Here is a 15644-nt window from a genome sequence, read left to right on the forward strand (position 1 = left end):
CGCGGGCGCGGGCGCGCCCGCAGCAGCGGCGCCAAGCCCCGCCGCCGCGGAAGCCCTCGCTCCGCAGCGCCAAGCGGCGGAGCGGCTGAGCCGGGCGGCGGCACTGCTGGCGCCGCATGCATCGCTGGCCGCGACCGTGAACGGCATGCGCGACAAAGCGGAGCGTCTGCGCAGCAGCCGGTTCACGATCGCGCTGTTCGGTGCCTTCAGCGCGGGCAAATCCTCGCTCGCCAACGCCTTGCTCGGCGACGCGGTGCTGCCGGTCTCGCCGAATCCGACGACGGCGGCGGTCAACCGGATCGTTCCGCCGACGGCGGAGCGGCCGCATGGAACCGCGGCGGTCTGGATGAAATCGCGCGAGGCGATGCTGGATGACCTGCGTTACTCGCTCGGCTTATTGGGAGAGAACGCGGCGCAGCTAAGCGGCGACGAGCTGCTGCAGGCCATTCGCAAGCTGTCGCCGGACGGCGTGCATGCAGGCGGACGCCCGCATTACAGCTTCTTGAAGGCCGCGGCGAAGGGCTGGGCAGAGCACGAAGCCCATCTCGGGCAGCAGCTGGCCGTCAGCGCCGAGGATTACCGCCGTTATGTCGCGGAAGAATCGCGCTCCTGCTTCGTCAGCGAGATCGAGCTCTACCATGCGAATCCGCTGACCGCCCAAGGCATCGTCCTCGTGGATACGCCGGGCGCGGATTCCGTCAATGCGCGGCATACGGGCGTCGCGTTCAATTATATCAAGAACGCGGACGCGATCTTGTTCGTCACGTACTACAATCATGCCTTCTCGCAGGCCGACCGCCAGTTTTTAATGCAGCTCGGGCGCGTGAAGGATCAATTCGAATTGGATAAAATGTTCTTTATCGTCAATGCATCCGATCTCGCGGCCAGCCGGGAAGAGCTGGAGGGCGTGCTCGCGCACGTGGAGCGCAACCTCCAGCAGCACGGCATTCGTTTCCCGCGGATGTTCCCCGTATCGAGCCTGCAGGCGCTGGACGGCAAACGCGCCGGCAGCAGCCGCTTGATCGCGGAATCCGGCATAGGCGCCTTCGAGGAGTCGTTCCTCGGATTTACGCGGGGGGATCTCGGCGCGTTGGCCGTCGCTTCAGCCGAGCAGGAGCTCGAACGCGCCCGCCGCACGATCGCGAACTGGCTGGAAGCTGCTTCCGGGGATGAGCAATCGCGGGACCGCGTCCGAGAAGCCTTGCGCGCCAGTGCGGAGCGGGCGCGTCAGATGGCCGCGGCGCTCGCGGAGCCGAAGCAGCACGCGCAGCTGCAGCAGGAGCTGAAGGAGCTGCTCTTCTATGTGCTGCAGCGGGTGCAGTTCAGATTCGGCGACCATTACCATTTCGCCTTCAACCCGGCCGCCCTGCAGGACGACGGCAGGGACCTGAAGAAAGCGATGTGGACGTCGTGGCTGGAGCTGCAGCGATTGCTGCAAATCGAGCTGGCCCAGGAGCTGGAGGCGACATCGCTTCGCTTGGACAACACGCTCAACAAGCTGGCGGCGAAGCAGTATGCGGACACGGCGGAGGAAGCCGCCGGCTTGCTGGACGGTTTCGCGCCTTCCCCTTACAAGCCGCTGGAGCTTCCGACGCCGGAGGAGCAGCCTGCTTGGACGGCTCCCTCCGTGGACATGAAGCTGCTGTGGAGCAAGTTCAAATCGCCGAAGCATTTCTTTGAAGGCGAAGGCAAGACGGCGCTTCGTGCTTTGCTGGAGAAGGAGCTTGATATGCCGCTCCAAGCGTGGATGTCGGAGGCGGAGCAGGCATGGAGCCTCCGTTACGGCGACCTGATGCAGCAGGCTGCTGGGAACTGCGCGCGTCAGCTGCAGGCTGATATTGACGCGTTCTCCCAAGGAAAGCTGGCCTCTTTATCGGGCGGCACGAACGTTGCCGAGCTGCAGCGGATCCAGCAGGAACTTCAAGCGATTTAGCGGTTTGTTTCAAACGATTTCTAGGTTCGTTCCAAGCGATCGAACGGTGTATTTCAAACGATGTAACGCTTCAAGCCGATCAATTGAACGATTAACGTAAAACCGCATATTCAAAGGTTAACGAGCATACAGGTATTCTCATCGACAAGAAGCTTATTCGCGCCTTATTCGCGCCAATAAGCTTCTTTTTCGTTGCGATTCGAACGTACATTTGGAGTCAGCCCTCGATTCTATCTCCGGCCCGGCATGCGCGGCTTCCCCTGACGGATTGACAGCATCAAAAACGGCACGCGAAAGCCCCGATTTCCATGAAAAATAAATCATGCAAAAACAGAGGCAAATGTGCAAAAACGGAGGAATATGCTCCTATTTGCCACGATAGGAGACGATATCGAAGAATACCCCCTTACTTTTGAGCAGGATGGAAGCGCAAGCGAATATTGTCAATTATATGCCCCCGCACTCTGTTTGCCGTACCGGACTCATGCTGTTAATATTCAGACATATCAAGAAGAAACGGCCGTTGTCAACGTTGCGGCGCGGAACGTTTCTTCGCACCTACAAACAGCAGCACAAACCAGCACAGGGAGAGGGTTACCCAATTGGAAGTCTTCAAGCAGCTTAAACCGTATTACTGGGTCGAACGCAGAAGTTTGCTCGCTTCGATCGTCTTCATGATGTGCGCAACCGCGCTCGGACTCGTTTACCCCAATTTGCTTCGCGTTTTAATCGACAAAATCATCGTTCCCAAAAACTTCACGTGGGTTCCGGCATTGTCGCTCTCCGTAGTCGGGGTCATTATGATTAAAGGCAGCTTCGCGTTTCTGTCCGGTTTGTTCGGCGGCAGACTGGGTAACCGGGTTGCCTATCGTCTGCGCAACGCCTGCTACGAGAAGCTTCAAGCGCTGTCCTATCAATATTACGATACCGCCAAAACCGGAGACCTTATGTCCCGACTGACGGCGGATCTCGAAGCGGTGCGGAACTTCATCGGCTTCGGCTTCGTGCAAATCCTGAATATGTTCCTGATGGTTGTTTTCGGAGCGGCCATGATGTTCTCGATCCATTGGCAGCTGACGCTGATCACCTTGTGCACGATGCCGTTCCTCGCTTTCACGGCGATGCGCTTCGAGAAGAAGATTCATCCGGCTTTCCGGGAAATGCGGCAGGCGATGAGCAATCTGACGACGGCGGTTCAAGAGAACATCACGGGCGTCCGGACCGTCAAATCGTTCGCGCGCGAACCGTTCGAAATGGATAAATTCTCCAATCGCAGCGAGTTGTACAAGAAGAATCAAATCGGCGCATCGCAGCTGTGGGGCAAGTTTTTCCCGGTCATGGAGCTGCTCGCTAGCTTAAGCGTCGTCATCCTGCTCATCGCGGGCGGGAGACTCGTCATCAATGGTTCCATTACGCTCGGTTCGATGGTTGCTTTCTACAGCATGCTCTGGTATATCATCGGTCCCATGTGGAGCATCGGGTTTCAAATCAACAACTACACGCAGTCCAAGGCATCCGGTGAACGTCTGCTGGGACTGCTCAATGAATATGTACACGTAAAAGACAACGATCATCCGCTCGTTTTGGACGAAAGCACCGTCAAAGGCCATGTCGCGTTCCATGACGTCACATTCAATTACGCGGATAAAGCCCCGGCCGTGTCCAACATCAGCATCGACGCCAAGCCTGGATCGGTCATCGGATTGCTCGGCGCTACCGGCTCCGGCAAGTCGACTATCATCCAGCTGCTGATGCGGGCTTACAACGTCAAATCGGGCACGATCACGATCGACGGCATCGATATTCGCGATCTGTCGCTGGAAAGCCTGCGCAGCCACATCGCCATCGTCTTTCAAGAAACGTTCCTGTTCTCCTGTTCCATTCGCGACAATATCGCATACGGCATGGACGGCGTCACGATGGAACAGATCATCCATGCGTCGAAACTGGCGAAAGCGCATGACTTCATCATGGAGCTTCCGGAAGGCTACGATACCGTCGTCGGGGAGCGCGGCATGGGGCTCTCGGGCGGTCAGAAGCAGCGGATCGCCATCGCGCGGGCGCTGATCAAGAATCCGCGCATTCTGGTGCTGGACGACGCCACGAGCGCGGTCGACATGGAAACCGAGCATGAGATCCAAGCCGGCTTCAAGGAAGTCATGGCCGGTCGCACGACGTTCATTATCGCGCATCGGATATCGTCGCTCCGCCACGCGGACGAGATTATCGTGCTCGACGAAGGCCATATCAAGCAGCGCGGCACGCATGAGCAATTGGTTCGCCTGCCGGGACGGTACCGGGACACGTACGACATCCAATATGCCGACCGTCCGCTGACTGCCGACGAAATCATTGCAAAAGTAGAGAGAGGGGTCGTCTAGTGAGCGAGCAAGAGCAGCATAAGCCCCGCGGCGCGCATGAAAGATTCATCTACAAGGATGACGACGCGATCGAAAAGCCGTTTAACTGGGCCCAAATCGGCAGATTGTTTACGTATATGAAGCCGTACCGGAAGCAGCTGCTTCCGATCATCATCGTCATGATCGTGCTTGGCACGTTAACGCGTTTGGCGATTCCCGCCTTGTTCATCAAGGCGATCGACGATGCGATCCAGCCGAAGGACGGCAGCGATCCCAGCATGAATAAGCTGTACCTGTATGCCGGAATGATGTTCGCGCTTTATATTATTCAATGGGCGGCTAACACGTACCGGATCCGTTATACGAATATGATCGGCCAACAGGTCATTTACGATCTGCGCCACGACTTGTTCCGGCATATTCAGAAGCTGTCGTTCCGTTTCTTCGACAAGCGCCCGGCAGGCTCCGTGCTCGTGCGGGTCACGAACGACGTCAACGCGCTTCAGGACTTGTTCACGAACGGCGTCGTCAACCTGCTCATGGATTGCATCCAGCTGGTCGGGATCGTCATTATCCTTCTCGTCTGGAACTTCAAGCTCGGTCTTGCCATCATGATTACGGTACCGCTCATGTTCGTGGTCTCCACCGCGCTGCGCAAGCGGATCCGCTTCGCTTGGCAGGACGTGCGCATGAAGCAGTCCCGGATCAACGCGCATCTGAACGAGAGCATCCAAGGCATGCGCGTCACGCAATCGTATACGCAGGAGAAAGCGAATTTCAGCTTCTTCCAGCATGTCAATAACATCAACATCAAGGCGTGGAACAAAGCGTCGATGATGAATCAGGCATTCGGCCCGATCATCGAGGTCACGTCGGCGATCGGCACGCTCATCCTATTCTGGTACGGCGCGCACTTGATCGCCGTCGGAGCCATTACCGTCGGCCTTCTCGTCGGCTTTGCCAACTACGTCGGCAATTTCTGGGATCCGATCAACCGCCTAGGCCAAATGTACGCCCAGCTGCTGATCGCGATGGCTTCTTCGGAACGGATCTTCGAATTCATCGACGAAGAGCCGACCGTTGGAGAGTCGAAGGAAGCCCGGCAGCTGCCGCGCATCTCCGGCGACGTCAGCTTCGAGCATATCGTCTTCGAGTACGAGAAAGGAAGACCGGCGCTCAAGGGGATCGACCTGCACGTGAAAGCGGGCGAGACGATCGCGCTCGTCGGTCATACCGGCTCGGGCAAGAGCACAATCATGAACTTGCTCTGCCGGTTCTACGATCCCGTTCAAGGCGCCGTTCGGGTTGACGGCATCGATATCCGTTCGGTTACCCTGGAGAGCCTGCGTTCGCAGGTCGGCGTCGTGCTGCAGGATACGTTCATCTTCTCGGGCACGATCCGCGAAAACATTCGTTTCGGGCGCTTGGACGCGACCGACGACGAGATCGTCAAAGCGGCGACCGCGGTTGACGCGCATGACTTTATCATGAACCTGCCGGATGGTTACGACACGGAAGTGCAAGAGCGCGGCAACAGCCTGTCGATGGGACAGCGTCAGCTGCTCTCCTTCGCCCGGGCGCTGCTGGCCGATCCGCGCGTGCTCATCCTTGACGAGGCGACGGCGAGCATCGATACCGAAACCGAACTCAAAATCCAAGAAGCGCTCAAGAAGCTGCTTCAGGGACGTACCTCCTTCATCGTCGCGCACCGGTTGTCCACCATTCGCAATGCCGACCGCATCGTCGTGCTGGATCACGGCCAAATCGTCGAGCAGGGCAGCCATGACGAGCTCATCCGCCATAAAGGCACGTACAACGGTTTGATTGAAGCCCAGTACCGCTTTTTATCGGCCTAATTCTTGATTTTTCGGGACAGAACCTCCACAATGGAAGAAAAACGCGCAAGCCGGCCGGGCGGCGGGAATCGATTCTCGTCTCCGCCGGCACGCGATCTTCCTGGGAGGTTCTTTTCTTGTCTATGTATGGATCGCCGTATTCTACGACTGCCCGTAAAATCATGCTGCTCGGCTCCGGCGAGCTCGGTAAGGAAGTCATCATCGAGGCGCAGCGTCTTGGGGTCGAAACGATTGCCGTAGACCGTTACGAGAACGCGCCCGCGATGCAGGTCGCGCATCGTTCTTATGTCATCGATATGCTTGATGCCGAAGCGCTTCGCGAGCTGATTCTGAAAGAAACGCCGGATCTGATCGTCCCGGAGATCGAAGCGATCGCGACAAGCGCGCTCGTCGAACTGGAGGAAGAAGGCTGGGGCGTTATTCCGACCGCCCGTGCCGCGCTGCTCACGATGGATCGCGAGGGAATCCGCCGTCTGGCGGCCGAAACGCTCGGACTGCCGACCGCGCCCTATCGGTTCGCGGATTCGCTCGAGGAGCTGCAGGCAGCCGTAGCGGAACTGGGTACGCCTTGCGTCATCAAGCCGATCATGAGCTCTTCCGGCAAAGGCCAAAGCGTCTGCAAAACCGAGGAGGACGCCGAAGTTTGCTGGCAATACGCGATGGACGGCGGCCGCGCGAAGAGACAGCGCGTCATCGTCGAAGGGTTCATCCGCTTCGATTCGGAGATTACGCTGCTGACGGTACGATCCGTATCCGGCACTTCGTTCTGCGCGCCGATCGGCCATGTGCAGAAGGACGGCGACTACATCGAATCCTGGCAGCCGCATGAAATGCAGGCGCACCAAATCGCCGAAGCGGAAGCGATTGCCCGCGCTGTAACGGACGAGCTTGGCGGATACGGAATATACGGCGTCGAGCTGTTCCTGACGCAGGACGGCGTCTTGTTCAGCGAAGTTTCCCCGCGCCCGCACGATACCGGCATGGTGACGATGGCGACGCAGGATTTATCCGAGTTCGCGCTGCATGCCCGCGCGATTCTAGGCTTCCCGATTCCGACGATTCGTCTGCTGACGCCAGGGGCGACGCATACGCTGAAAGCCGATCGCGATTCGGATTCGTTCCAAATCGACGGCCTGCAGCATGCGCTCGCCGTACCGAACACGCAGGTGCGCGTCTTCGGCAAGCCGGTCACGAAGCCGGGCCGCCGGATGGCCGTGGCCCTCAGCACGGCTGACAATGCCGAGCAAGCGCGGGCGCTTGCCAAACAAGCCGCGCAATCGCTCTCGATTTCGTATACCTAAGTCATTTTGCATCGCGGGACATGTCCGCGCGGCGGTCTCCTTATTCGAGGGGGATTCGGCGCGGACATGTCTTTTTTATCACGTTCATGAGGTTGGATCGCATGAAAGGAATGGATGAATTTGCAAATTGATGCCGAAAGCATTACTTTAAATAGACTACGTAAATGTTTCAGCAATCGATAAAGAATGAGGAGCACAGCGAGATGAGAACGTTATCCTCCGGAAGCTTGTGGAAATTGATTGGGTTGTCGGCCGTGATCTCGACCTTGCTGCTGCTGGCGGGCTTCGGGTATGCCGTGAAAGATATGCTTCATCCGAAAGGCGAGGCTTTCGAGGGAACCGCGGCCGTCCCCGCGCTTCCGGCCAGCGGGAAGCTGAGCGAAGCCAAAGAGATATCCATTACGGCTATCGGCGATTCGCTCACCAAAGGAACCGGTGACGCGACGGGCGAAGGCTACGTCAAGCAAACGATTGCGCTGCTGGCCAAGAAATATCCGGACGCCGACGTCCGCTTGAATAATAACCTGGCCGTCAACGGGTTGAAGGCTGAACGGTTGGTCCGATTGCTGGAGACGGACAAAGGCTATCGTTACGCGCTGATGCAGTCGAACGTGATTCTCTTCACGATCGGCGGCAACGATTTGTTTCAGATCGCCGCAGGAAGCAGCGCCAACAAGAAGGCGGACGAGCTGGACTTGAACAAGCTCAAGGCGGAGCTTCCGCAAGGCTTGAACCAATTGGCGAAAGTAACGAAGCTGCTGCATGATATCAACCCGAACGCGCATGTCGTTTATGTGGGACTCTATAACCCGTTCTACGACATCCCGGATTTTCGCGCAGGCTCGCTGCAAATCCAGGCGTGGAACGAACAAGCCTACGCGCTGCTTCACCAGTACGGCAATATGAGCATGGTGCCGACGTTCGATTTGTTCGAGCAGACGATCGGCCGTTATTTGTCGTCGGACCATTTTCACCCCAACCATATCGGATACGCGCAGATTGCCTCACGCATCGCGCAGTCGCTGGAATAGGAGGAATCGCGATGAACAAGGCCATGAACGACGAGATTGTATTGTCCGTGAACGATCTCAAGAAACAAATCGGCGGCAAGCCGATCATTAAGGGCGTCACGTTCGACGTCCGCGGAGGAGAAATCTTCGGTTTTCTCGGGCCGAACGGAGCCGGCAAAACGACTACGATCCGGATGCTCGTCGATCTCATCAAGCCGTCCTCCGGCGAGATCACGATCTGCGGCGAGGATATCGGGCGCAATCCGGAAGCCGCGCTGCGGCACGTCGGCTGCATCGTCGAAAATCCGGAAGCCTATCCGTTTCTCACAGGCTGGGAGAACCTAGAGCATTTCGCGCGCATGCAGCGGAATATCGACGATACGCGCATTAGAGAGGTCGTCCAGATCGTCGGCTTGGATGCCCGCATTCACGATAAGGTGAGAACCTACTCGCTCGGGATGCGGCAGCGGCTCGGCATTGCGCAGGCGCTGCTCGGCAGACCGAAGCTGCTCATTCTCGATGAGCCGACGAACGGCCTGGATCCCAAAGGCATCAAGGAATTGAGGGTATTCGTTCGCATGCTGGCCGATCAAGGCATGAGCCTTTTTATTTCCAGCCATTTACTCAGCGAGATCCAATTGATGTGCGATCGCGTGGCTATTATCAGCAAAGGCGAGGTACTCGCCGTCGGCACGGTCGACGAACTCATACTTGGCGCCGGCCAATACGTCGTTTGGCAATTCGAGCAGCCTGGCGCCGGAAGGCGGCTCTTGGAGGGCGAGCTAGACGTTCAGCTGATTGGCGAGCATGAGCACCGAATCGACGAGAGCCTATTTGCCGGCATGCAGGATGTGCAGGTTACGACGATGAATCAGGAACGGATTCCTTCGTTGGTGGAGAAGGCGGTGCGCGCGGGAATCGGCGTCGTGGCCGTGCATCGCATTGCGCCGACCCTGGAGGAGCTGTTTTTGCGGATGACGGAGGGTGAAAGTATTGGATAGATTGCTGCCGCTCATACAGAACGAGGCGCTGAAGATATGGAAAAAGAAACGGTTTCTGGTCATTCTCATCGTGCTGCTTATTCTCATCCCGATCTTTACGTATGCGCAGATGAAGATCGCCGAGACGAACAAAAGCCATTTCAAGGACTGGCGGAATCAGCTGGTTCAGCAAATTAACGAATATCAAAATATGCTGTCCAGCGACCGCATTCCCGACGAGTGGAAGCGTTCGCGGCGGATCGCGGTGCAGCAGCTGCAGTATTATCTGGATCATGACGTCAATCCGAATTCGCCGGACGGCGTGACCTTTACGCGCAGTTTCATGTCGAACGCGGTTACGTTGTTTTTCCCGCTGCTCGTCCTCGCCATTGCATCCGACTTGGTATCCGGCGAACGTACGGCAGGCACGATCAAAATGCTGCTTACGCGGCCCGTGCGGCGATGGAAGATCCTGTTCAGCAAACTCGTCGCGCTTACGATGTATGTCTCATTGACCGTTGTCGCGAGCGCCGTTCTCTGTTATCTTATATCAGGCGCGGTCTTCGGCTACGACGGATGGGCCATGCCCGTCTTCACGGGGTTCGTCATTCAGGGCTCGTCCATCGAGAGCAGCTTCGTCCACGCGGTGCCCCAATGGCTCTACCTGCTGATGGAAGCGGGTTTGATCTGGGTTTCCTCCATGTCCGTTGCTTTGCTCGCCCTAATGGTATCCGTGCTCGTTCGCAGCACGGCCGCAAGCATCGTCACGATGATGGCAGCAGTCATCTCGGGTACGATATTATCCAGCATGTCTTCGTCGTGGCAAAGCGCGAAGTTCATCTTCTCCGTCAATTTGCAGCTGACCGATTATTTGGCGGGCTCGCCGCCGCCGATCACCGGCATGACGCTTGGATTCTCGCTGCTCGTGCTCGCGTTTTGGGCCGCGGCTTCCTTGACGGTTTCGTTCTCCGTCTTTACGAAACAAGACATCATGAATTAGAATAACTTGAAGCGAGTCATGCCGCGCATCGCGAGGCCGAATTCGAAAACTTTGTGAGAACGCTTGGCGCGGAGCGGGTTTATCGTGTATGGTTAATAGCCCGGGGGCCAGGGCGGAGACGCAGCTATTCAATTCCGCGGGGTTCATACCGTTAATGATGAAGGAACCGTCATTTTATGACGTTAAACTTGGATAGCAAGGTATCGTGTAAAACGTGGATTATGCTTTCGAAGCGAGTTTTTAAGCTCGCGTTGAAGTATTTCACAGAAGTATCGCTTAAAAACTTGGATTATGCTTCCGAAGCGAGTTTTTAAGCTCGCGTTGAAGTATTTCACAGAAGTATCGCTTAAAAACTTGGAGTATGCTTTCGAAGCGAGTTTTTAAGCTCGCGTTGAAGTATTTCACAGAAGTATCGCTTAAAAACTTGGTTTATGCTTCCGAAGCGAGTTTTTAAGCTCGCATTGAAGTATTTCAGAGAAGTATCGCTTAAAAACTTTAAGGAGGCCCCATAATGACTGAGCAGTTGAATCTGTTTGCGGGCGAAAAAAATTCGGCTGCCGGCAATTACGACGCGGACGATATTCAAGTGCTGGAGGGATTGACCGCCGTCCGCAAACGGCCCGGCATGTACATCGGCAGCACGAGCAGCTCGGGTCTTCATCATCTCGTCTGGGAAATCGTCGACAATGCCGTCGATGAACACTTGGCGAAGTTCTGCTCTGCCATCGACGTGTCGATCAACGGCGACGGTTCGATCACGGTCCGGGACAACGGGCGCGGCATTCCGACCGGCATGCATAAGACCGGCATTCCGACCCCGCAGGTCGTGTTCACGATCCTGCACGCTGGCGGTAAATTCGGCGGCGGCGGATACAAGAAGTCCGGCGGCCTGCACGGCGTCGGCGCGTCCGTCACGAACGCGTTGTCGGAGTGGCTGGAGGTCGAGATTTACCGGGAAGGCAAAATACATAAGCAGCGTTTTGAATATTGGGTCGACAAGGCCGGCAAGGAGCATGTCGGCGAACCGGTGACCGGTTTGGAGGTCATTGGCAATACGAACCGCACGGGCACCAAGATCACCTTCAAGCCCGATGCCCGCGTCTTCCATGGCAACATCTCGATCCATTACGAGACGCTGTCGGAACGGCTGCAGGAAATCGCGTTCCTGAACTCCGGTCTGAAGGTGAGCGTGAAGGACAGCCGGGGCGGCAAGGAAGATCAGTATTATTACGAAGGCGGCGCCAGCCAGTTCGTGCAGTTCCTGAACGAAGACAAGACAGTCCTTCACGACGTAATTCATTTTTCCGGCGAGCGTGACGATATCGAGGTCGAAGTGGCGCTGCAGTACAACGATGGGTACACGGAGACAATGGCTTCATTCGTTAATGCGATTCCGACAAGAGGCGGCGGCACGCACGAAACGGGCTTCAAAACGGCGTATACGCGCGTGATGAACGATTATGCCCGCAAGAACGGCCTGTTGAAGGAGAAAGACAAGAATCTGGAAGGCAATGATTTGCGCGAAGGCATGATGGCCGTCATCAACATCAAGATGGCGGACGTGGAATTCGTCGGCCAAACGAAGGATCAGCTCGGAAGCTCGTCGGCACGAAGCGCCGTCGATGCCATCGTGACCGAGAAAATGCAAGTATTTCTGGAAGAAAACCCGCAGGTGGCGCAGCTGCTGCTGAAGAAAGCGATACAAGCGTCCAGAGCCCGCGAAGCGGCGCGCAAGGCACGCGATGAAATCCGCAGCGGCAAGAAGAAGAGCGAGAGCTCCAATCTGAACGGCAAGCTTTCCCCGGCGCAATCGAAAGACGTCACAAGAACAGAGCTCTTCATCGTGGAAGGCGACTCCGCCGGCGGTTCGGCGAAACAGGGACGCGATTCCAAATACCAAGCCATTCTTCCGCTCAAAGGAAAACCGATGAACCCGGAGAAGGCCAAGCTGCTGGATATCCTCAAAAACGACGAATATAAGGCGGTTATTGCGGCGATCGGAGCGGGCATCGGTCCGGAATTCGACGCGGAATCGTGTAATTATAGCAAAATCATCATCATGACGGATGCGGATACGGACGGCGCGCATATCCAAGTGCTGCTGCTGACGTTCTTCTACCGGTACATGAAGCCGTTGATCGACTCCGGCCGCGTGTTCATCGCGCAGCCGCCGCTTTACAAGATCACGCGCAAATCCGGCAAGCTCGAAACGGTCCGATACGCATGGACGGACGAGCAGCTGCAAAACTACTTGAAGGAGTTCGGCAAAAACTTCGAGCTGCAGCGCTACAAAGGACTTGGCGAGATGAATCCCGATCAGCTCTGGGAAACGACGATGAATCAGGAAACCCGCACGCTCCTGCAGGTCCAGATCGAGGATGCCGCGAAAGCGGAACGCCGCGTCTCCACGCTGATGGGCGACAAGGTCGATCCGCGCAAACGTTGGATCGTCGAGAACGTCGACTTTACGGAGTATGAAGAATAATTAGCCTGGGAGTAGGCTTGCGAAATCGTTTTGTTCGATTAGCCGATCATTCGGCTGCTGGCTTCACACACAAACCTTTTAGGAGAGTATCGGCATGAGCATGCTGGAACAGTTTTTACCGGCGTTTCTGGAAGAGGTCGTCGGCGACCGCTTCGGACGTTATTCCAAATACATCATTCAAGACCGCGCCATACCCGACGTTCGCGACGGGCTGAAGCCGGTACAGCGGCGTATTCTGTACGCCATGTACGATGCGGGCAATACCCCGGACAAAGGTTACCGCAAGTCCGCCAAAACCGTCGGCGACGTCATGGGCAACTATCACCCTCATGGCGATTCGTCCATCTACGAAGGCATGGTGCGCATGGCGCAGCCTTGGAAAATGGGGCATATGCTCATCGACGGCCACGGCAACTGGGGCTCGATCGACGACGATCCGGCGGCGGCGATGCGGTATACGGAAGCTCGCTTGTCGCCGATCGCGATGGAGCTGCTGCGCGATATCGAGAAACGTACCGTCCTCTTCAAGGACAACTTCGATAATACGACGAAAGAACCGGTCGTGCTGCCTTCCCGATACCCGAATTTGCTGGTCAACGGCGTAAGCGGCATTTCGTCCGGCTTCGCAACGGAAATCCCGCCTCATAACCTGCGAGAGGTCATTAACGCATGCATGGCCATGATGGACAATCCGGCGATCGAGCTGGAACAGCTGATGACGATCGTGAAAGGCCCGGATTTTCCGACCAGCGGCATCATCATGGGCGAAGATGGCATCCGGGACGCCTACCAAACAGGCAAAGGGCGCATCTATCATCGTTCGAAGACGGCGATCGAAGACGTCAAGGGCGGACGCCAGCAAATCGTCATCACCGAAATTCCCTACCAGGTCGTAAAGTCCCGTCTCGTGACGGCCATGGAGAACATTCGGATCGAGAAGAAGGTCGAAGGGATCGCGGAAGTGCGCGACGAGAGCGGCCGGAACGGTCTGCGGATCGTCGTGGAGCTGAAGAAGGAAGCCGACGCCCAGGGCATTCTGGCTTACTTGCTGAAGAAAACCGACCTGCAGGTCGCTTACAGCTTCAACATGGTTGCGATCGTCAATAAAACGCCGCAGCAGCTGGGCTTGAAAGCCATGCTGGAAGCTTATATCGCGCATCAGAAGGAAGTCGTGACCCTTCGTTCCAAGTACGAGCTGGAGAAGGCGGAAGACCGCGCGCACGTGCTGGAAGGTTTAGCGAAGGCGCTCAATATTCTGGACGAAGTCATCGCTGCCATCAAGGCATCGAAGAACCGTCAGGATGCGCAGAACAATCTGGTCGCGCAATTCGGCTTCTCCGAACGGCAAGCGGATGCCATCTTAACGCTGCAATTATACCGTCTGACGAATTTGGAGATAACGTCGATCGAGAAAGAGCTCAAGGACATTCAGAAACGCATCGCGTATCTGCGTTCCATTCTCGATAGCGAGAAGAAATTGATCAGCGTCATCAAGGAAGAACTGACGGAGATCCGCGACAAATACGGCATCGACCGCCGCTCTGAGATCAAAGGTGAAGTGGAAGAGCTGAAGGTGAACCTGGAAGTCATCGTGGCATCGGAGGACGTCTTCGTCACGCTCAGCCAGGACGGCTATATCAAGCGGACGTCGAAGCTTTCGTTCACCCGTTCGGGCGGCGAGCTGTCGAGCGCCGGCGTGAAGGATGGCGACGTTATCCGCACGCTGATCGACGTCAATACGATCGACCAGCTGCTGCTCTTCACGCGCAAGGGGCAATATTATCAGCTGCCCGTCCATCTCATTCCGGAGTTCAAATGGAAGGATACCGGAACCGCGGTCGTCAACGTGGTGCCGATTCCGAAGGACGACAGCATCGTCAGCGTCATTCCGATCAAAGACTTCGAAGGGCCTGGCCGTTCGCTCGTCTTCGTGACGAAGCGGGGACAAGTGAAGCGTTCCGAGCTGAAGGATTACAAATCATCGCGTTCGACGGCCATCGCGGCAGTCAAGCTGGCGGAGGGCGACGATGTGCTCCGCGTCATGCAGAGCGACAATGCGAAGGAATTGCTGCTGTTGACGAAGAACGGCATGAGCATTCGGTTCGCCGAAAGCGAAGTGAACACGATGGGACGCGTCGCCTCCGGCGTGAAGGGCATCGCGCTACGCGAGGACGACGAAATCGTCGCCGCCGAGACCGTCAGCGGCGACGAGGGAGAAGTGCTTGTCATGACCGACCTCGGGTTCGCGAAGCGTTCCTTGCTGCTGGATTATCCGATGCAGGGCCGGGGCGGCAAAGGCGTGGCGACCTTCGAATTCAAGGAAGGCAAACGCGTTCGTCCGAACGGCGACCGGCTTATCGGCGGCCTGCTGTGCAAAGAAGAGCGGGAGCTTGTCCTGCTCGCGGGGTCCGGCGCGGTATTCTCGGTATCGACCGAGAAAGCGCCGATCGAAGACCGCAAATCGACAGGGCGCGCCCTTGCGCCGATCGATAAGAAAGACGCGCTCGTCGCGTTGTTCGTCAGGGCGGACCTGCAGCAGCAGGATTAATCGAACGGCTGATGCGGGGACTCCCGCTGCTCCAGCAGCTCGATCATCAATTCAAGCACAACCCACAATGGGGCCGGTTCATCGAGCCGGTCAAGCCATTGCGGTTTTTTTTCTATTCCGAAACGGCTCAATTTGCGCAAGATCTCCTGCTTGCGGTCCTCCATGTGCGAT

10 protein-coding genes are annotated in these 15644 nt (G+C 56.9%); 9 read left to right on the plus strand and 1 reads right to left on the minus strand.

Features of this window, described 5'->3' with window-relative positions:
- The 9 genes from GT003_RS03070 to gyrA form a co-directional block, all read left to right on the plus strand.
- On the plus strand, positions 1-1933 hold a 1933-nt coding region (locus tag GT003_RS03070; RefSeq protein WP_211676296.1), incomplete at its 5' end, for a dynamin family protein.
- 602 nt (positions 1934-2535) lie between these two features.
- On the plus strand, positions 2536-4314 hold the full coding sequence (locus tag GT003_RS03075) for an ABC transporter ATP-binding protein (RefSeq protein ID WP_161694337.1): 1779 nt from the start codon (positions 2536-2538) through the stop codon (positions 4312-4314).
- A complete protein-coding gene (locus GT003_RS03080) occupies positions 4314-6149 on the plus strand; it encodes an ABC transporter ATP-binding protein (protein ID WP_338045846.1) in 1836 nt (611 codons plus the stop codon). The genes GT003_RS03075 and GT003_RS03080 overlap by 1 nt, the downstream gene beginning before the upstream one ends.
- Positions 6150-6271: 122 nt before the next feature.
- Complete coding sequence (purT, locus tag GT003_RS03085; RefSeq protein ID WP_161695253.1) at positions 6272-7450, plus strand: formate-dependent phosphoribosylglycinamide formyltransferase; 1179 nt, start codon at positions 6272-6274, stop codon at positions 7448-7450.
- Positions 7451-7653: 203 nt separating this feature from the next.
- A complete protein-coding gene (locus GT003_RS03090) occupies positions 7654-8481 on the plus strand; it encodes a GDSL-type esterase/lipase family protein (protein ID WP_161694339.1) in 828 nt (275 codons plus the stop codon).
- Between the two features lie 11 nt (positions 8482-8492).
- Positions 8493-9461, plus strand: a complete 969-nt coding sequence (locus GT003_RS03095) for an ABC transporter ATP-binding protein (RefSeq protein ID WP_239565620.1) — start codon at positions 8493-8495, stop codon at positions 9459-9461.
- On the plus strand, positions 9454-10440 hold the full coding sequence (locus GT003_RS03100) for an ABC transporter permease (protein ID WP_161694341.1): 987 nt from the start codon (positions 9454-9456) through the stop codon (positions 10438-10440). The genes GT003_RS03095 and GT003_RS03100 overlap by 8 nt, the downstream gene beginning before the upstream one ends.
- Positions 10441-10951: 511 nt before the next feature.
- Positions 10952-12925, plus strand: coding sequence for a DNA topoisomerase IV subunit B (gene parE, locus GT003_RS03105; protein ID WP_161694343.1), 1974 nt, complete (start codon positions 10952-10954; stop codon positions 12923-12925).
- A 94-nt stretch (positions 12926-13019) separates the two neighbouring features.
- On the plus strand, positions 13020-15473 hold the full coding sequence (gene gyrA / locus GT003_RS03110) for a DNA gyrase subunit A (RefSeq protein WP_161694345.1): 2454 nt from the start codon (positions 13020-13022) through the stop codon (positions 15471-15473).
- Here gyrA and GT003_RS32090 read toward each other — a convergent pair.
- Positions 15470-15637 (minus strand): hypothetical protein, encoded by a 168-nt coding sequence (locus GT003_RS32090; protein ID WP_170312117.1) that lies wholly within the window; start codon positions 15635-15637, stop codon positions 15470-15472. The genes gyrA and GT003_RS32090 overlap by 4 nt on opposite strands.
- Between the last annotated feature and the right edge of the window lie 7 nt (positions 15638-15644).

This window comes from Paenibacillus sacheonensis, from assembly GCF_009909195.1.
In the GTDB taxonomy this organism is placed as follows: domain Bacteria; phylum Bacillota; class Bacilli; order Paenibacillales; family Paenibacillaceae; genus Paenibacillus_Z; species Paenibacillus_Z sacheonensis.

Bases quoted from the DNA above. Each gene is read 5' to 3' on its own strand.
- purT (WP_161695253.1), top strand. From the start codon at position 6,272: ATGTATGGATCGCCGTATTCTACGACTGCCCGTAAAATCATGCTGCTC.
- GT003_RS03090 (WP_161694339.1), top strand. From the start codon at position 7,654: ATGAGAACGTTATCCTCCGGAAGCTTGTGGAAATTGATTGGGTTGTCG.
- GT003_RS03095 (WP_239565620.1), top strand. From the start codon at position 8,493: ATGAACAAGGCCATGAACGACGAGATTGTATTGTCCGTGAACGATCTC.
- parE (WP_161694343.1), top strand. From the start codon at position 10,952: ATGACTGAGCAGTTGAATCTGTTTGCGGGCGAAAAAAATTCGGCTGCC.
- gyrA (WP_161694345.1), top strand. From the start codon at position 13,020: ATGAGCATGCTGGAACAGTTTTTACCGGCGTTTCTGGAAGAGGTCGTC.
- GT003_RS32090 (WP_170312117.1), bottom strand. From the start codon at position 15,637: ATGGAGGACCGCAAGCAGGAGATCTTGCGCAAATTGAGCCGTTTCGGA.